This is a genomic window from Nocardia sp. GP40 (genome assembly GCF_050434125.1).
In the GTDB taxonomy this organism is placed as follows: Bacteria; Actinomycetota; Actinomycetes; order Mycobacteriales; family Mycobacteriaceae; genus Nocardia; species Nocardia albiluteola.
This window is the reverse complement of the sequence record NZ_JBNPVW010000002.1, coordinates 348,607-364,721: the sequence shown is the minus strand read 5'-3', so window position 1 is coordinate 364,721 and position 16,115 is coordinate 348,607. Positions and strand designations below refer to the sequence as shown.

The following is a 16,115-nucleotide window of genomic DNA, read 5'->3' as shown; positions in this document are numbered from 1 at the left end:
TCTGCACGCCGTCGCCGAGATCGATGTCAAGATGGCGGGGCGGGCGCGCCCAGACGCACCGGGATCGCGCGGTGTCCGTCCATCACGAAACTGGGCAGGGACTGCAACTCGGCGGGGTCAACACCAAGCTGGATGTGCGGGAATCGCTTGAACAGTCCCGGCAGCGCGACGCGGGCTTCCAGGCGTGCCAGCGGTGCACCTACACAGCGATGCATCCCGTACCCGAACGCCATGTGGCCCCGGCTGTCTCGGCGTGCGTCGAACTGGTGTGCCTGCTTACCGAACACCTTTGGATCCCGGTTGGCTCCCGCGATCGAGGCGAGGATCGCCTCGCCTCGCGGGATCTGTACGCCGTCGCCGAGATCGATATCCTCGACTGTGAACCGGAACGGCATCGCCGCGATCGGTGGATTGCGGCGCAGCGTCTCCTCGATCACCTGATCGAAGGAGATGTGCCCGGCGATGACCTCGGCGCGCTGTCTCGGGTGGGTCAGCGACGCGATGACGGCGTGGCCGAGGAGGTTCGTCGTGGTCTCGTGCCCGGCGGTGATGAACAAGGCGAGGGTGTCGCGCAGTTCTTCCTCGCTCAGGCGCGGTCCGGCGCGGTCGGGGCCGGTGATCAGTGTGCTGGTCAGGTCGTCGGCCAGGTGGCTGCGTTTGTAGGTGATCACCTCGGTGACCAGGCCCATCATCGCCGCATAGTCGGCCCGCACACGATCGGGTGCCGCGGAGGTGTTCAGCAGACCGTCAGCGTGGCGGCACAGCGGCCCAGCCATGCTGGGTGGCACCGCCATCAATTCGGTGATCACCCGGATCGGCAACCTCCGCGCGAAACCGGCACGCAGGTCTGCGATATCGCCGTCACTTGTCCAGGCGAGCCGATCCAGTTCTTCGCCGGTGATCGCCTCGATCCTGGGCCGTAGAGCCCGCACCCGGCGTTCGGTGAATGCCGCCCCGACCGCCCCTCTCAGTCGCTCATGTGTGTCGCCGGAGGCGGTCAGGAGGTTCTGAACCTCGAACCAAGGCCGCATCACCCAGTCCTGCGGGATCTCCCCGGCGTTGAGCGCCGACCAGTACTGCGGGTCCTTGGACACCCGCGAGCTGACCATCAACCGCCGCAATACGGCATGGTCCGTCACCAGCCACCCGTGCACCCCGCCAGGCAGCACGACTCGCGCGGCCGGGCCGTAGGCGCGCAGGCGCGCCACCTCACCGTGGATGTCGGCGCCGGTCGGATCCAGGACCAGTTTGTCGATAGCCATCGGGTTCCCTTTCTGATCAGAGGTGCGGTCGAGTGGGTACAGACAGTGGTGGTGCGGCCAGTGCCATCGGCGCGGTCGGCGCGAACTCGACCGGCAGCATCATCGGTGCGCGATGGAAAGGCCCTGGCCGCCACAGCAATTCGTGAGAAGGGATCGCCAGCCGCATCTCCGGTAGCGCGTCGAACAACAAGTCGAGCATGCGCAGGGCGATGGTCAGGGCGACCTGCTTGGCCGGGCAAGCGTGCGGTCCAGCACCCCACGACAGGTGTGACCGGTTGCCCGTGCGATCCATCCCGGCGCGGGCGATCGCGGGGTCGTTGTTGCAGGCCGTCAGGCTGATCACCACCGGCTCATGCGCCGGCAGCCAATAGTCGTCGGCCTCGATCCAGAGCCGCCGGCGCGGATACGTGACGCAGAAGTTCGCCAACGGCGGATCGGTGAACAGGACCTCATCGACCGCGTCTGCGGTCTGCAGGGTGCCACTGATCACGCCCCCGGCGAACCGTTCGTCGATCAGCGACAACCACACCGTGTTCAGCACCAAGTTGGTAGTCGGCTCGGTGCCCGCGGCAAACAACAACGCCGCAGATTGGATGACCTCCAAGTCGCCGAGCCGCTCGGGGTGCACGATCATCTGCGAGGTGAGATCAGTACCCGGAGATCGCCGCTTCGCGGCGACCACCTCCCCGATCGCGGCCACGAAATCCTGGCCGCCCTGGGCCGCGTCCTCGGTCCCTTCGAGGATCGCGGCCATCCCGCGGTAGGCCGTCGCCGCGACATCGGCGGGGAAACCCATCAGCTCCGACAGCACCGAAAACGTCAGCGGCAGCGCATAGTCGTGGCGCAGATCCATCGCCCCCGACCCGCACCGGGCATTGATCAACCTCTCGGCATGGCGATCGACCACACCCTCGAGTCGAAGGCGATCAACGGTCTCCAGACACGACAACGGCGCACGATAGCGCAGGTGCTCACGGCCCGCCTTGCGCAGCGCGTTATCCCGCGGTCCAAGCATCTCGAGCAGCGGGCTATCCGGCGGGCACCTCCTGGCCCACTCACTGGGATCGGCCGGAAACCGGGCTTCGTCGTGCAAGATCGTCAACGCCGCGCGGTAGCCGATCACGAGCGTCGCCGGGACACCGGGCGCCAGTTCGATCGGAACGTACGGGCCACGATGACGGCGCATGTCGCGGTACACGCTGTGCGGATCGGCGGCGAACTCCGGGGTGAACAGCGGCACCCGCCGGTCACCGGCCCTGGTAGGCGATCCGTGCGCGACCGGACACATTCCGGGCTGTGTCGGCAAGCTCATCGGGTTGCCGCCTGGACGTTCTGGGCCCTCGGACCCTGCTCGCCCTGGACAACCTCATACTCCACATGCTGGTCGTGCAGCAGTGCACGGAAACTGTGTCCGGCGATCCCTGAATGGTGCACGAAAATGTTTGCGTCACAGGCTTTTTCGGGCTTGATGAAGCCGATGCCGCGTTGTTTGTTGAACCACAGCACTGTGCCGAATGGCATGCTGTACTCGCTTCCCTATGTCTTGGTGGTTGGCATGGCAGATCGCCGGGGTGTCACCGATACGCAGAGCGCTGGGGTAATCGCCGGATCCCGACGGCTACCTCGTCGACCAGGTCCTGATAGGCATTGGCGAGGTCGAGCACAATCACGTAGGCGTCGTAGTAGACCCAGTCGGGTGCGTTCGCGAGCGCGAGGAACGCCTGCATCGTCAGCTGCGCCAGCCGATCGATCACCTGTCCGATCGTCTCGGTATGGGTACGGGCAGCTTCGAACGGCACCGGCGCCGCGATCCTCACCCAACGATCGATCGACAGAACCAATCGCGTTCGACGCCAGTCGATTTCCTCGAGTTCGCTGACCGGAGTGCATTCACGGATCTGATGCAGCAGCGCCAACTCCGAGGCCGCATCCAACACCGGATGATTACCGATGACGGGGAATCCCCGGCACGCTGCGAGCACCAGGTCTTTCGACGGAAATATGCTGGCGGTCAACGACATGTCATCCCTCATCGGTCACCAGCTCCCCGTAGTGTCGCGGCACCGTCGCGGTGATGATCTCGGTCCAGCGCGCCGCCAACACAGCAGCATCGGCGAACGCCGCACGCACCGATTCGCTCACCGAATCGCAGGTACGCAGCAGCCGGTGCGCCGCAACGACCGCCGCCGCCATCCGGTCCACGTGCACGCCCAGCGAACCCGACACCTCGAGGCCGCGGACATGCTCGATCGCCCACGCATCGATCGCCGCGATCAGCCGCGCACGACGACAAACCGCCACAGGGCGACGCCGCAGACCTCGCCGCCGATGCAGCCGAGCCAACTCGCACGCACACCGGGTGACCGGATGGGTACTCGCCCAGCAGTTGCTGATGAATGCGTCCTCGAGCTCATGCCAGTCCGGCAAGCCGGGGTCTCCCGGCGGCGCGGTCATACCCGCCTCCGGCGTAGAACCAGGTTGTGCGCGCATCGCGCCGACCACCGGCCGGGCGGCCGCCGCGTAGGTGAGACGGCAATCCCGCCGTCCCCGTCCGCAGTTGTCATGTACCTCAGCATTGGCACAGGACCCGGGACTGGGAACTGCCCTGGCACCGAACCGCACTGCCCCGGCACCGAACTTCGGCACCAGCCAACTCCTTTACGGCCGCCAGGCGGTGCCAAACTGGCGGTATGGAACTCAACGGTGCGCCGGTCACGCTCGCCGACCTCGCTCCTCTCGGGCTGGTCAACTACGGACACTTCACCTCGATGCGCGTGGTGAGCGGCTCGGTCAGAGGGCTTTCGCTGCATCTGGACCGGCTGACCCGGGACTGTCGCCAGGTCTTCGCCACCGACCTCGATCCCGACCGCGTCCGCGATCACGTCCGACACGCGCTGCGCGAGGTCACCGAGCCGGTCACGGTGCGCGTCACCATCTACGACCCGGCCATCGAACTGGGCAACCCCGGCGGCCCCGCACATCCCCACGTGCTGGTCACCACACGCAGTGCCCCCGCGGTGCCGCAGGCGCCGATGTCTCTGCAATCGATGGTCTACGCCCGCGATCTGCCCCGGGTGAAACACATCGGCCTGTTCGGTGCCCTGCACCACCGCGCCGCCGCCAAACGGGCCGGGTTCGACGATGTCGTGTTCACCACGCCTGATGGCAAGATCACCGAAATCGCCACCAGCAACATCGGATTCATCACGAGCGCCGGCCAACTCGTCTGGCCCCATGCCGACGTGCTCGTGGGCACCACCATGCGGTTGCTCACCCAAGCTCGCGACGAAGATGTTGTTACCGAACCAGTGACGCTGGACCGACTCGGAGAATTCGTCGGCGCCGTGGCGACCAACGCAGCAGTCGGGGTCCGAGCGGTATCCCGCGTCGACAACACGCAGTGGTCGATCGAGCACGAACTCATCGAAATCCTGCGAAAGGATTACGAATCCATTCCGCCACAGAAGATCTGAGCAGCAGTTCTTCCTCGATATGACTAGGCTGATGCGCCAGCACAAGGGGAAGGAAGCCTGCACGCAATGGCCAGCCTGATTCGGCCCTGGACCGGATCCGACGTGCGCGCATTGCGCGCTGCACGGCGGATGACTCTGGTGCAATTCGCCGCGCACCTGGGAGTCAACGTGCGCTTGGTGTCCAAGTGGGAGGCTGGTGGCGACTCGATCGAGCCGCGACCGGCCAACCAGCAGGCTCTCGACACCTCCTTGTCGTGGCTCACCGCCGACGAATCCGCACGGTTCATCGAATCGGTCCCCCCCGACGCGCTCGGCGAGGCCCGTGACACCGACGCCCAAGTCCACCCCACCCGCGACCGCCACCCCCTCGACGGCAAATGGATCACCTGGATCCCCGAAGGCGTCTACCTGTCCGGCCCGCAAGACCAGCCCCACTGGGAAGCCGGCTACTGGATCGATACCTATCCGGTCACCAACAGCGACTACGGCCGCTTCGTCGCGGCCACCGGCCACACACCACCCCAGCACTGGCCCGACGCAAGCCCGCCGCCTGCGATCGTCGATCACCCCGTCGTGTGGGTGAGTCACGACGACGCCACCGCATACGCACAGTGGGCACATAAGCGACTCCCCACCAGCGCGCAGTGGGAGAAAGCCGCCCGCGGAACTCGAGGCCACACCTGGCCGTGGGGAAACCAAGCGACCGCCGCCAAGACCAACGTTCGCGGATCCGGACCAGGCACCACGACACCGGTCGACCGATACAAATCCGGTGCGAGTCCGTGGGGCGTCTACGACTTGTGCGGAAACGTCTGGGAATGGCAGGCCACCGAGACCACCCCAGGCCGATTCGAACTCAAGGGCAGTGCCTTCACCTCGCCGTTCGACCGCGCAGCACCAGCCGCTCGTAACGATGCCGACCGTACGATGCTCGACGATGACACCGGATTTCGCTGCGTCACAATCGAGTTGCCGGATTAGAGCCTGATGGGCTCTGGCCGCGGCCATGCGATCGCTGTAGGCGCCGAACGCCACACGAAACGCCGCGGGCCCGTGCCAGTCCGGCAAGTACCAGCCGTCGTGTGCGTCCTTGTCGCTGCTCATGCCCATCGATGCCGGATCACTTCCTGTGCAGACCTTTTGACTCACTCGTCGGGCAGGACGGCTCCCGAGAGGTGTGCTGCCACGGCATGTTGTCATCGCGCGGGTATCGAACGTCGAATGCGATGATTAGCCCGATCACGGAGATGAAAATGCCGAGGCAGCCGACGACGATGCACCAGATGATGACCGTGCTCATGCCGTCGCCGCCGAGGCTCGGGACGCGGAGCGTTCGAGCACGCGTTCGCCCTGGACAGTGATCAGCTGGGCGTGCTCACGAATCCATCCGTCGATGCCGTCCACGTGCCCGAGGTGCGGAACGATCACCGCGTCAGCCTGCGTGCGCCGCAGCGCCAGCATGACCGTCGTCCATGGACCTTCGCGGCGTGGATCGAGGACAACGGTTGTCTCGTCGACGGCCCGGCCGAGCCGTTGACCCAGTTCTGTCATGTCGCGCTCGTCACGATCACGGTCGTCGGTCAGGTCGGGCCGCAGACAGCGGATTGCGAGACGACTCCGCGGTGTTGCTGGTTCCCTGGCGCTCTCCACGGGTTGTCCTCTCTCGTCTGCGTCGTCGACGCTCGCCGCCGGGGACTGTGCGCTGTCGATCTTGGCGTCACTGCTGGATTGGTCGACATACGGGAAGGGCACTGGGTACCCCCGGCGGCGGGCCGGATTCGCGTCGCCCGGTCGAAGAAATTCGTGATCAGGGGCGCACATTCGAGCGTGATCCGCGAGAGTATTTATCAGTAGGGCAACTTCTCCCCGCAAGTTCACGGAGCGAAGTTGCGGGGTGCCGTCGGGCACCATCGTCTGGATAGATGTGGGAGGGCATCGGATGGGATCGCCGGGCCGGAGAAATCGCCAGCTCGAAACGCTGATCAAGCATCATGACTGGAAGCAGCGTGAAGTCGTCGACAGGGTCAATGCCGCATATGAGCAGATAACTGGCAAACCCGGGGCGTATGACGAGGAAGCTGTTCGACGGCTGGTGCGTGGCGTTACCCGGTGGCCTACTGAAGGCTACCGACAGGCATTGGAACGCACCTTCGGTGCCACGGCTGAGGAACTGGGGCTTTACAACCCCCGTGCAGTAAGAGTAGCGAAGCCCTCGCAAACTGGTAGAGGGGTTGATGCTGCCCTACGCTGGAATGGGGGCGGCGAGGAGGTTGACGAAGTGCAGCGCCGAGAGTTGATGAGAGCAATCGCCGTCATCACGGCAGCAGCGCCAGCGATTACCGCTGCGCTCAGTGTCGGCGAGGTAGAACGTACGATCCGAGCGGTCGTGACTCCACGGCGCGTCGATGCCGCGGTCCTGGACAACATCGAGTCGATGCTGAACCAGGCTCGGCTCCAAGATGACCTACTGGGTCCACAGGCAGCAATCCGAACGACGCTGACCCAGGTCGACATCACCGAAGCACTACTAGCGGGTCCGAGGGATCCGCTGGAGCGCCGACTGAAATCGCTGCGCAGCAAGATCTCCACATCGGCCGGATGGCAGCTATTCGACCTGGGGCGTTCCAGCCTGGCAGAGGAGCACTTCGAGACCGCGCGAGACGTCGCCGATGAGATCGGTGACGACGCCGCCGGCGCGATGGCAATGGCGGAATGGTCCGGAATGACTGAAGAGATCGGTAAGCCCGCCGTGGCGGTCGACCAAGCGGCAGCAGCGGAGTTGCGCGCTACCCGTTCGGGTGACCCCTTGCTGCGGGCACATACTGCGGGCATAACCGCACTCGCTCAGGCCAGGGCCGGACATGCCTCGGAGACGCGACAAGCGCTTACCCGCGCGGAGGGTTTCGACGTGACCACGCCCCGCACGCCCGAGGAGTCGTTGGCGTACTTCTGCACGGCAGGCCATATCGCCCGGATGCGAGCGAAGGCACTGCACCAGATTGGCGACCTCGCAGCTGCGATTGACGCAGCCAACGAGTCGCTGAGGCTGCAAGCGGTACGGGACCGGGCCGCATCCCACATCCTGCTCGGAACGATCTACCTCGACGCCGGTCAACTGGACGCTGGGCTCAGCGCGATACTCGACGGTGTTGAAACGGAGGCAGCGAACGGGTCGGCCCGAGTATCCGGCCAGCTACAGGACGCCCGCACACTGGTCCATGTCCGCGCACCAGGGTCACAAGCTGCTCAAACACTGGATGCGCGCATGGAGGAGCTACGTATGGTCTGACCGGCGACTGAGGGATGGGCCGGATCGACGACAGCGCACGAGCTGCACTCGGGCCGCACCTTGGCGGAGTTGCGGCCGACCCGGGAGCGATCGAACAGCGGCCGACCGACCGCGACCTGTGCGATGAGTTCGATGCCCTCAAGAAGAAAGCGATCACGCCATGACCGACTTCGCCCCAGAGTTCATGCGCTACAACGCCCCCGAAGCGCGCGAGCTTCGCGAAACCGTGGAAGACATCTACCGCCGCTCTTACGTGGAAGCGATCGGCATAGGCCGAACTTGAACCGCACAACCGACCGCTTGCCTTTACTCGACATGCGATCATTGTTCTCCCGGGCACCGATAGATCGGCGTAGGCGCTGCCGCGGGAGTGTGGCGGGCGCATAACCTGGACACTTTCAGTCACCCCTGGCACGTCCGCCGCGTTCTCGCGCGTGTGCCTCTCGTCCCCCGCGTGATCGCCCGGATCTGGTCGTGTCCGGTGGCCCACCGGCCTCGCGCGCTTCAAGCTCTTGGGCTGGGGGCGGCATGGACACCTCAAGCACGCGCGCGACCTGCGGGGGCAGCCTCGCCAGGAATTGGGCACGTTCTTGCTGGATCCGGGCCAGTTCTCGCTGGCGCGCCTTCTCAGCTTTCTCCTGAGCCTGACGGGCCACAGCGCGGGCCACTGCGTCCTGCACTCGCGATTTGTTTTCCCTGGCACGTTGCTGTTGGTCGCGGATCAGCTGGGGCACATCGTGCAGCTCTCGCTGCATTCCCCGCGCCTGCTGCTCGAGCGCTCGTCCGAGCCGGCGTGCCTTCTCGGCTTCCTCCCGGGAGATCTCCACGAGCTTGAACCGGGCACCGAAGTCTCGCTGCATCGCCTCGAGCTGCCTGCGGAGGGTCGAATCGGCGGCACCGGCGCGCATCACCCACGTACCGACCGCATGTGGATCACGTGACAGAACCTCACGATCCAAGATCAGCTGGTTCAAGATCTTCGGATCCCCGCGGATGCGCTGACCGTACTTGTATTCGGTGAATTCCCGCCCACCTCGCTCATTAGTACGGGCGGTGTCGTGAATCCTGGTGTTGCCCTTGCCTTTTGCCAGCGTGATAGCTTGCTCGTGAGCCCACCCGCGTTCGCGGGTTTCCCCGCGGATCTGCGCCATTCCTCTATGGAACTGACGGCCTCGTTCCCGCGACTTCTCCGACCGTTCCCGGCGCCGCCGTAACTCGTCCTCTTCGCTCATATGTTGTTGTTCCCCAACGGATTACGCGCAGTATGGTTATGCAGATCGCATCGCCTCACATGAGGGAGTCGGTGTAATCCTCTACGCGGGCGGTGATGTCTTCGGCGAAGCCGTCACCGTGCTCGCCGATGCTCACCAGCATGTCGACGGGGTTGTCGACCTCGGAGGTATAGCTGTAGCAGACCGACGGCCCGAATCCCGTGTAGACGGGAGTTCCGTTGCCGGGGACGTTCATTCTCAGCCCGCCCGCCTTGCGTACCAGGTACTCAACCAGGTAGCAGACGACCCGATCGGCGACATCGGTGTTGTCGGCCAAGGCTTTCTGGTTCGGGAATAGTGCGAATGCGGCCTGTTCGACCCATATGAGCATTTCGTGGCTGTATCGGGGGACCTGCGGCCAAGGCGGCACGGTCTTCCCGGTTGCGATGTTCTGGGCCGCGGACGACGCAGGCAGGGACGTGTCGAATAATTGGTCGATCTGAAGGAAACAGCGACGCTGGTCGTCCCACTCGATCCAGTCCGGCGCATCCTGTGCTGCCTCGTCGTACACCTCGGCAAGATCGGCCACTGTTGCTCATCCCCTCGAATTCCTCGGCGTCGTGCTCGGTGCCCGGATCGTAGCAATCGGGCCGACCTGACGACGTCGACTGTGGCTGTGCCAGTGAAGCGTCCGGTGACGATCGCTACGCAGCCTGTGCGACGCTCGCTCCGAGCTGTCATTGGGAAGGGCTGGCCTGGCCAGGTGTCGACTCGGCACGAGTTGCCCCAACGCGGTGCCCGTCCTCGATATCGGCTTGTTCGAGCCAGCCCGCCAAGCAGCTCTCTGACCAGTTCCCCGGCGGCTCCCGCAGGCGGATACAGCTCGTCGACGGACCCAGATCGGTGACGTCGCGCTCCTGCAGAACGTCCCGAAAAACGAGCCCGACGGCAATTGACTTCAGACGAGCTTGTCCGAACCTCTAAGCCGATATTGTTGACGTGTGCACGAAATCGGTGTTGGTGATCAGGTCACGAAGAGTCCCGCCATTCCGCAGGTCTTCGAAGTGATCGAGATCGATGACGGCAGCGCACTCGTGGCGCCGATGGACCGGGACGCGCCGGGCGCGTACCCGCACTGGTGGCCGCTGCGACTGCTGCATCGGCATCAATGAGGCTAGCGCCCCGTGCGGGATCGGGCGCCCGGGTCGGTACGCCGGGCTGCGGATCAAGGAACGATGCGCCCTGGACCTCGCGGACGTGGCGCGATGGCGAGGTCAAGCTCTACAACCCGGCCGCGGTGCGCACCACGCGGTACCGCTACCGGGGTGCGAAGATCCGTCTCCGTGGCCAGAGGCCCACGAGGATCAATGCGCCTGCCGAGGCTTGTGTAGGGCCGGTTGCCTGGAGACAGGCACGGGCGGTGCGGCGAACGGCCTGGAGAAGCGGCCCGGAAGTAATTCCGGTGCCCCGCTTCAGACCGACTCAACGCTAGTCCTTCAGATGTTACTTTGAATGCGTCCTGTCCGATCCGGATCCCCTTCCAGGATCGGACAGGCGTTTTTTAGCAGGTAATGACGGTAACGCCCCGGATGTTGGACTGCCTGCTGCCGTAGAACACCCTGGATCCACCGCTGACCGTCCCAAACCTGCTCGTCGTCAGCATCCAGTCCTGCAGAAACTAGCGCTTCACGATCGATCGAATCATCATGGGCCATACCCATAGGACAGCACCGCGCGGTCGCTGAGTTCCGCAAGGCGACCCAGATGTCCGCTCAATGACCTCCCCAACCCTCACCGCCACCGAGCACTCCTCCTCCCTGAGCACGGTTATGGCGTGGCCGGTAGGTCCGTACGCGCCGGGGATCCGTTCGATGTGGCGAGCTTGACCGTGACCAGAGCGGCGGTCGTGGACTGGTCCAGCAACACCAGCACCGCACGCGCTTCCATTAGCGTCCAGCTTCCATCCAGTGCCCGCACGCGCACCCGGCCTTCGGTGCGGCCTTCACGCAGGCCGTCGGACATCGCACGTGCGATGCCGATATCGTCTGGGTGAATCGCGGGCGCTGGCTCGTCCTGCAGTCCTTCCCACGCAATGCCGGGCATCGGCCGCCCCATCCAACGCAACATTTGCAGCGTTCGCGGATTCATGATGACGCGGTACTCGCCTTCGTCGGCGGATATGTCGAGCACGCGGTGCTCAAGAATTGTGACAGGTGGTGCCACAGGTGTCTCGGTCGCTGGTCCGATATCATGTGTGATTCCACGTAACAGTTTCTTGACCTTGTCATCTGGTCCAGTCTCATGGACCATCAGGCAGGAATAATGAGCAGCGCGAAGCTCGCCGTCCTGGCGTTGTATGGTCCACACCTGCTGGGTTTCGGTACCATCGTCTGCTCGTACGAGACGAGCTAACGAGTCACCTTGTTTGGCGTAGTTCGGTGTCAGCGGTTCGGCGAATACGGCCGCGATCGAATGCTCCCGGAGTGCGTCGAACTCTTCGGGCGGATATCCCATGAGGGCAAGCAAGTCATCACTCCGCCGCGATGTGTCGGCCGTGAGGTCGAAAACCCACGCGCCCGCCCGCTCCGGCGGCGGGACAGCCTCGGTCGGGGGGCCTGACCACAACATCACGCCGTGCAAGCGGTTCGACGAAATCAACAGCGGCAAAGCGATAGTACGACGAGTCCCATCAGAAGACACCCGATCCACCGGTCGGTAGGCAGCGGCCGCCTCGGCGATAGCCACTCTGGCCTCGGACAAAGTGGTTCGATTCTTGAGGATGCTATCCAGTTGCACGAACTTCTTCGGAGTACGCCCAACCGCGATTACCGTCGGCCGCCGCCCCCGAAACATCTCAAGCAAAATCCATTTCGTTGCCATGTCGCCCCCTTCAGCGAGATAGGTTGCCAACCGATTCAAAGCGGTGCCGATGACCCGTCACAGCTTTGGTCTCGAGACGAGCCGAAGGAACTCACCGAAGTACGGGCCGGCGATCCGGGCAGCGAGTTCAGTGCGCCGAGCATCCGCTCCGATCAGCACCCGGGCGCTCCCGCGCTCGACACCCTTCAGGATTCGGCGGGCGGCTTCGTCAGCATCGGTCCGGGCGATCTGGCCCTCGAAACGGTTGACGATCGCACTTCGGTCGACATCCGGCGCCAGCCACGCAGACCGTGAGATCGACGTCCGGATTCCGCCCGGATATACCGCGGTCACAGCGACATTAGTGCCCGCTAGTTCCGCCCGTAGCGCTTCGGTGAATCCGCGCAGCGCGAACTTGCTGGCACAGTACGGCGCGTGGTGCGCCGAGCCGATAAGGCCCAAAGCCGATGACACGGTAGCGATCCGCGCTGGCCGGCCGGTGGCGATCAAGAGCGGAAGGAACGCCTTGATCACGTTGACCGCACCGCCGAAGTTGATGTCCATCACCGAATCGAAATCGTCGTGCGGAGTCGCATCGACGCTGCCAACATGAAGGATGCCAGCATTGGCCAGCAGCACATCGCAACGGCCGAACCGATCCACAGTGCGCCGTGCGAACTCTGCTACCTGCGCCCGGTCGCACACATCGACCTCAACGACCTCGACATCGTCAGGGGCCGTGCACAACTCCCGAGTTTCGCGTAGAGCCTCACCACGTCGACCCGCCAACACCAGTGAGGAACCACGACGGGCGAGCTCAATCGCCAGCTCGCGCCCGATCCCAGACCCAGCACCAGTGACCGCAACCACCAGACCGACAAAGAAACTCGGCGCCGGTCCCCCTGCGCCTGCCGCCCGTCCGAACAACGTCATGACAATCCCCCCAATCCGCGATCAACTACACCGCAGCCTACGACCGCAGCGCGCTCCCCGCATGCCCAACCCGTGTATGCCCCCGCCGCCCACATGCTGACCTGCTCTGGAACATGCTGGCGGCCAGCCGAAATCGTGCGTGCCGATCATTGTCTCCGGCGGCAATCCGGAGATGTCCAATTGCATTGTCGGGCAATACTGCCCGCACCCCCTCCCGCTGACCAGCGCGAATCAGCATCACGGCGCCGCCAACCCTGCATTCGGCATTCGAAGCAGCCCGCTCCAAACTCGTTGCTACCGAACCCAAGGCGCTCGCGCGCAACGCACGCACCCGCGGTGCTGGATGCTGAATCACAGTTTCGTGCATATCCTGGCGTTCGGGGATACATATCAATCGTCCGCACCCGGGTGCTCGCTGCGGATACCGAAATAGGGAAGGAGCCCCGCTCATGTCACGTCGGGCTCGCACCATCATCGAAGTCACCGATGACCTCACCAACCAAGTAGTCGACAACGCCGAAACCATCCCGTTCGGATACCGCGGCATCGCCTATGAGACCGACCTGAGTCCCGATAGCGCTCGCCGCATGGACGAAGCCTTTGCGCCGTTTCTGAAGAACGCCCGAAAGGTAAGCAAGAAAACAGGGACCAAACCACGCCGCAACGGGCCCGCCGAGTCGACGAAGGTGAGGAAATGGGCCGAGGATAATGGGCACTCCGTACCGGCCCGCGGCCGTGTCCCCGAGGCGGTAGTAGCGGCCTACCGAGCCCGTGCTACTGCTCCAACAGGCGAATACGCACCCACCGAAGCCGCCCTGGACCAGACTGTGGAATAGCCCCTGGAATAGCCTTCAGGATACGGCCTGGACGATATCACGATAGTTGTCCAGGCCGCAGTCCAGGATCTATTCATATCCCTACGGAATACCCTATTCGCTACCCAATACGTCACTGACCTGTGGGTTCTCGGTTTGCCTCCGTTCCCTTCGTCCGCAGGCTCCCGATTTCTAGACCACCCTCACTCAGGAAAAGATTGAGTGAGGGTGGTCTAGAAACCGGGAACGGAGGCAAACCGAGAACCCACAGAAACTAAAAGGGAAAGAAAAATAGAAGTAATATCCACCTCCCCCTGCCCCCTCCTATCTAGGAGGGGGTTCCTTCCTCCCCCTGCCCCCTCCTTCCAGGAGGGGGTTCCGCCTCCCCCTCGGCCGACGCCCCCTCCCCGGAGGGGGCTGGCCGGAATCCGCGCCGCCTGGCGGCGTCGCGGCACGGCCCGCATTCGCGGCCACGTGCTCGGTGGTGGGGGAGGGCGCGCTGCGCGACCCTCCCCCACCACCTCGTGGGAACGCCTGCGGCGTCCGTTTATTCGGCGACGCTGGCGCGTCGCAGTGACCGAGCTTTCATGGTCGTCGGCACGATCTCGCCGGGGGGAGATAGTCGGGCCTGCGCCGCAGGCCCTGTGATGGCGGCTGCGCACCATCAGCGCGCCGCCGGCGCGCACACGACAAACAGCGTGGTCACCACGGGTGCCGCAGACCGATACGTGGCTACCCGTCAGGCATCTCAACCTTCGATGTCAGATACCGCAGATAACATCGGTAATAGAATTAGGTCGAAGGCGGGAACATGAACAACACCTTCATACGAGTCGGGAAAGAATCGGCACAACCATCACGTCGAATGAGTATCGCGCCCACTATGGCGGCGGGGGAGGAGAGTGTGGCATGGACGCCACGATTCTGACGCGGCTAAAAGCAGTCACCATCGACCAGACAGTGCAAGCCGCTGTCGATCCGGTCATCATCCTGTCCGATACTCTGCGCGGCGGCAGCCGCTTAGATGTAGACCGCATCCGCGCACGCGAGAAAGTCATCGCTGCGCAGCAACGCACCGCTTGGAGACCGCCGATCAGCAATGGCGACCTTGCTCGCCAATTCGCGAGACCGGCCACGCCGCAACCCGACCCGGCCGCTTCTCCAGACGTCACCGATGTGCTAGCGGTACATCTGCCACCGCCAGGAAAATCCGACTGCCCGGAAGTCGTGTTGTTCTGGGCCGCGATGCAATTGCTACCCTGTGGGACTATCGATCCAGCCATCATCGACGCAGCAACCCGGGAAGTCCGCGCCGCGTGTGGCGCTGCGTGGCATGCCCGCCACCAAGGCATCGACAGCCAACTCATCGACGACTCCTTGGCCGACATCGTCATGCTCTGTACCGCACTGCTGAATCGCCGTGACATCGGTGCGGCGGCAACTGCGGTCACGGCAGTCGACGATGATCCCGCCGAAAAAGCAGTGAAACTGCTCGCCTCCGGACTGCCGTCGGCAGCGCGGCTGCAAATCCAGGAGCTATGGTGACCACAACAAATGCCGTATCGGCAGCGATCACTGAACGCGATGCAGCAGTTCTGCATTGGCTCGGAGAGGTCAAAGTCGCCAACGCCGACTCGATGCGAAGTGCCTACTCCTACTTCGGCGGAACTCCAGTTACCAGGAAACGACTGTCCCAACGACTACTGCAACTCGCCGCCGCTGGACATATTCACAGCACCACCCTGCAACGTGGCAACAACCGGCGACTCTATTGGCCGACGCGCCAGCCCTACGAGGTAACGCGCCGCGACCTAACTCACGACCTCATCGCTGCGCAAATGTCCATCCAACTGCTCAGCGCAGGAAACTCCGGGCGTTTAGCCTATAACCAGGCACTCGCGCCAGAAATCAGCGACCAGCCCCGGCAGTGGACCAGGGACGCACCACTAACGCGAGCCGCGCATCTCGCCGACGGACTGCTCTGGCTTCCGGACGACACCACTGTCATCATCGAGGTCGAACTCACCGCCAAATCACCGCAACGCCTCGCCAGCGTTCTGAACTCCCACGCGACCCGCCTGCACACCGACAACGACCCCGCTGCCCACATCCTCTATCTCGCCACCCGCCGCGTCGGGCAGCTCGTCGCCAATGCCTGGCGTAATAATGGCCACGCCGCGGACCACCCCGACGCCATGCAAATCATCTGGGCCGTGGACGACACGACGCTCGCCACGACCACGGATATCACCCCCATCCCCATACCCACCTAG

The 16,115-nt window shown here is 64.2% G+C and carries 19 protein-coding genes; 8 read left to right on the top strand and 11 right to left on the bottom strand.

Annotated elements, in window-relative coordinates; all coding sequences use genetic code 11:
* Positions 1-26: 26 nt before the first annotated feature.
* From ABH933_RS06235 to ABH933_RS06215, 5 genes are read right to left on the bottom strand one after another with little or no spacing between them, the layout of a single operon-like run.
* Positions 27-1,262, bottom strand: coding sequence for a cytochrome P450 family protein (locus tag ABH933_RS06235; protein WP_429454964.1), 1,236 nt, complete (start codon positions 1,260-1,262; stop codon positions 27-29).
* A 16-nt stretch (positions 1,263-1,278) separates the two neighbouring features.
* Complete coding sequence (locus tag ABH933_RS06230; RefSeq protein ID WP_429454963.1) at positions 1,279-2,574, bottom strand: cytochrome P450; 1,296 nt, start codon at positions 2,572-2,574, stop codon at positions 1,279-1,281.
* The gene (locus ABH933_RS06225; protein WP_429454962.1) at positions 2,571-2,783 is read right to left on the bottom strand and encodes a cold-shock protein; all 213 of its coding nucleotides are present in this window, start codon (positions 2,781-2,783) and stop codon (positions 2,571-2,573) included. The genes ABH933_RS06230 and ABH933_RS06225 overlap by 4 nt, the downstream gene beginning before the upstream one ends.
* Positions 2,784-2,836: 53 nt before the next feature.
* Positions 2,837-3,283 carry a DUF4254 domain-containing protein gene (locus tag ABH933_RS06220; RefSeq protein ID WP_429454961.1) on the bottom strand — a complete coding sequence of 149 codons (447 nt, stop codon included), beginning with the start codon at positions 3,281-3,283 and terminating at the stop codon, positions 2,837-2,839.
* A gap of 1 nt (position 3,284) precedes the next feature.
* Positions 3,285-3,716, bottom strand: coding sequence for a DUF4254 domain-containing protein (locus ABH933_RS06215; protein WP_429454960.1), 432 nt, complete (start codon positions 3,714-3,716; stop codon positions 3,285-3,287).
* A 236-nt stretch (positions 3,717-3,952) separates the two neighbouring features.
* Between ABH933_RS06215 and ABH933_RS06210 the strand changes: the two genes are divergently transcribed.
* Complete coding sequence (locus ABH933_RS06210) at positions 3,953-4,735, top strand: aminotransferase class IV family protein (protein ID WP_429454959.1); 783 nt, start codon at positions 3,953-3,955, stop codon at positions 4,733-4,735.
* Between the two features lie 66 nt (positions 4,736-4,801).
* Positions 4,802-5,716 carry an SUMF1/EgtB/PvdO family nonheme iron enzyme gene (locus tag ABH933_RS06205; protein ID WP_429454958.1) on the top strand — a complete coding sequence of 305 codons (915 nt, stop codon included), beginning with the start codon at positions 4,802-4,804 and terminating at the stop codon, positions 5,714-5,716.
* A 139-nt stretch (positions 5,717-5,855) separates the two neighbouring features.
* Here ABH933_RS06205 and ABH933_RS06200 read toward each other — a convergent pair whose 3' ends face one another.
* Together ABH933_RS06200 and ABH933_RS06195 are read right to left on the bottom strand one after the other, a co-directional pair.
* Positions 5,856-6,035: a hypothetical protein gene (locus ABH933_RS06200; RefSeq protein WP_429454957.1), complete on the bottom strand. Its 180-nt coding sequence runs from the start codon at positions 6,033-6,035 to the stop codon at positions 5,856-5,858.
* Positions 6,032-6,286 (bottom strand): hypothetical protein, encoded by a 255-nt coding sequence (locus ABH933_RS06195; protein ID WP_429454956.1) that lies wholly within the window; start codon positions 6,284-6,286, stop codon positions 6,032-6,034. The genes ABH933_RS06200 and ABH933_RS06195 overlap by 4 nt, the downstream gene beginning before the upstream one ends.
* A gap of 388 nt (positions 6,287-6,674) precedes the next feature.
* Here ABH933_RS06195 and ABH933_RS06190 point away from each other — a divergent pair, with 388 nt between their 5' ends.
* A complete protein-coding gene (locus tag ABH933_RS06190) occupies positions 6,675-8,024 on the top strand; it encodes a hypothetical protein (protein WP_429454955.1) in 1,350 nt (449 codons plus the stop codon).
* 160 nt (positions 8,025-8,184) lie between these two features.
* Positions 8,185-8,307, top strand: coding sequence for a hypothetical protein (locus ABH933_RS06185; RefSeq protein WP_429454954.1), 123 nt, complete (start codon positions 8,185-8,187; stop codon positions 8,305-8,307).
* A 115-nt stretch (positions 8,308-8,422) separates the two neighbouring features.
* Here the strand turns inward: ABH933_RS06185 and ABH933_RS06180 are convergent, their stop codons facing one another.
* Both ABH933_RS06180 and ABH933_RS06175 read right to left on the bottom strand, forming a co-directional pair.
* A complete protein-coding gene (locus tag ABH933_RS06180; RefSeq protein ID WP_429454953.1) occupies positions 8,423-9,175 on the bottom strand; it encodes a hypothetical protein in 753 nt (250 codons plus the stop codon).
* 136 nt (positions 9,176-9,311) lie between these two features.
* Positions 9,312-9,824 carry a hypothetical protein gene (locus ABH933_RS06175; protein WP_429454952.1) on the bottom strand — a complete coding sequence of 171 codons (513 nt, stop codon included), beginning with the start codon at positions 9,822-9,824 and terminating at the stop codon, positions 9,312-9,314.
* A 412-nt stretch (positions 9,825-10,236) separates the two neighbouring features.
* On the opposite strand from ABH933_RS06175, the gene ABH933_RS06170 reads away from it, so the two are divergent.
* On the top strand, positions 10,237-10,407 hold the full coding sequence (locus ABH933_RS06170; protein ID WP_429454951.1) for a hypothetical protein: 171 nt from the start codon (positions 10,237-10,239) through the stop codon (positions 10,405-10,407).
* A 655-nt stretch (positions 10,408-11,062) separates the two neighbouring features.
* Here ABH933_RS06170 and ABH933_RS06165 read toward each other — a convergent pair.
* Positions 11,063-12,115, bottom strand: coding sequence for a GAF domain-containing protein (locus ABH933_RS06165; protein ID WP_429454950.1), 1,053 nt, complete (start codon positions 12,113-12,115; stop codon positions 11,063-11,065).
* 57 nt (positions 12,116-12,172) lie between these two features.
* Positions 12,173-13,027 (bottom strand): SDR family NAD(P)-dependent oxidoreductase, encoded by an 855-nt coding sequence (locus ABH933_RS06160; protein ID WP_429454949.1) that lies wholly within the window; start codon positions 13,025-13,027, stop codon positions 12,173-12,175.
* Positions 13,028-13,476: 449 nt separating this feature from the next.
* On the opposite strand from ABH933_RS06160, the gene ABH933_RS06155 reads away from it, so the two are divergent.
* The 3 genes from ABH933_RS06155 (at position 13,477) to ABH933_RS06145 (ending at position 16,115) form a co-directional block, all read left to right on the top strand.
* A complete protein-coding gene (locus ABH933_RS06155; RefSeq protein ID WP_429454948.1) occupies positions 13,477-13,863 on the top strand; it encodes a histone-like nucleoid-structuring protein Lsr2 in 387 nt (128 codons plus the stop codon).
* 888 nt (positions 13,864-14,751) lie between these two features.
* Complete coding sequence (locus ABH933_RS06150) at positions 14,752-15,387, top strand: hypothetical protein (RefSeq protein WP_429454947.1); 636 nt, start codon at positions 14,752-14,754, stop codon at positions 15,385-15,387.
* Positions 15,381-16,115 (top strand): hypothetical protein, encoded by a 735-nt coding sequence (locus ABH933_RS06145; RefSeq protein ID WP_429454946.1) that lies wholly within the window; start codon positions 15,381-15,383, stop codon positions 16,113-16,115. Before ABH933_RS06150 ends, ABH933_RS06145 begins: the two co-directional genes overlap by 7 nt.

Bases quoted from the DNA above. Each gene is read 5' to 3' on its own strand.
- ABH933_RS06230 (WP_429454963.1), bottom strand. From the start codon at position 2,574: ATGAGCTTGCCGACACAGCCCGGAATGTGTCCGGTCGCGCACGGATCG.
- ABH933_RS06150 (WP_429454947.1), top strand. From the start codon at position 14,752: ATGGACGCCACGATTCTGACGCGGCTAAAAGCAGTCACCATCGACCAG.
- ABH933_RS06200 (WP_429454957.1), bottom strand. From the start codon at position 6,035: ATGAGCACGGTCATCATCTGGTGCATCGTCGTCGGCTGCCTCGGCATT.
- ABH933_RS06185 (WP_429454954.1), top strand. From the start codon at position 8,185: ATGACCGACTTCGCCCCAGAGTTCATGCGCTACAACGCCCCCGAAGCG.
- ABH933_RS06210 (WP_429454959.1), top strand. From the start codon at position 3,953: ATGGAACTCAACGGTGCGCCGGTCACGCTCGCCGACCTCGCTCCTCTC.
- ABH933_RS06195 (WP_429454956.1), bottom strand. From the start codon at position 6,286: ATGACAGAACTGGGTCAACGGCTCGGCCGGGCCGTCGACGAGACAACC.
- ABH933_RS06155 (WP_429454948.1), top strand. From the start codon at position 13,477: ATGTCACGTCGGGCTCGCACCATCATCGAAGTCACCGATGACCTCACC.
- ABH933_RS06215 (WP_429454960.1), bottom strand. From the start codon at position 3,716: ATGACCGCGCCGCCGGGAGACCCCGGCTTGCCGGACTGGCATGAGCTC.
- ABH933_RS06235 (WP_429454964.1), bottom strand. From the start codon at position 1,262: ATGGCTATCGACAAACTGGTCCTGGATCCGACCGGCGCCGACATCCAC.
- ABH933_RS06190 (WP_429454955.1), top strand. From the start codon at position 6,675: ATGGGATCGCCGGGCCGGAGAAATCGCCAGCTCGAAACGCTGATCAAG.
- ABH933_RS06160 (WP_429454949.1), bottom strand. From the start codon at position 13,027: ATGACGTTGTTCGGACGGGCGGCAGGCGCAGGGGGACCGGCGCCGAGT.
- ABH933_RS06225 (WP_429454962.1), bottom strand. From the start codon at position 2,783: ATGCCATTCGGCACAGTGCTGTGGTTCAACAAACAACGCGGCATCGGC.
- ABH933_RS06145 (WP_429454946.1), top strand. From the start codon at position 15,381: ATGGTGACCACAACAAATGCCGTATCGGCAGCGATCACTGAACGCGAT.
- ABH933_RS06165 (WP_429454950.1), bottom strand. From the start codon at position 12,115: ATGGCAACGAAATGGATTTTGCTTGAGATGTTTCGGGGGCGGCGGCCG.
- ABH933_RS06205 (WP_429454958.1), top strand. From the start codon at position 4,802: ATGGCCAGCCTGATTCGGCCCTGGACCGGATCCGACGTGCGCGCATTG.
- ABH933_RS06180 (WP_429454953.1), bottom strand. From the start codon at position 9,175: ATGGCGCAGATCCGCGGGGAAACCCGCGAACGCGGGTGGGCTCACGAG.
- ABH933_RS06220 (WP_429454961.1), bottom strand. From the start codon at position 3,283: ATGTCGTTGACCGCCAGCATATTTCCGTCGAAAGACCTGGTGCTCGCA.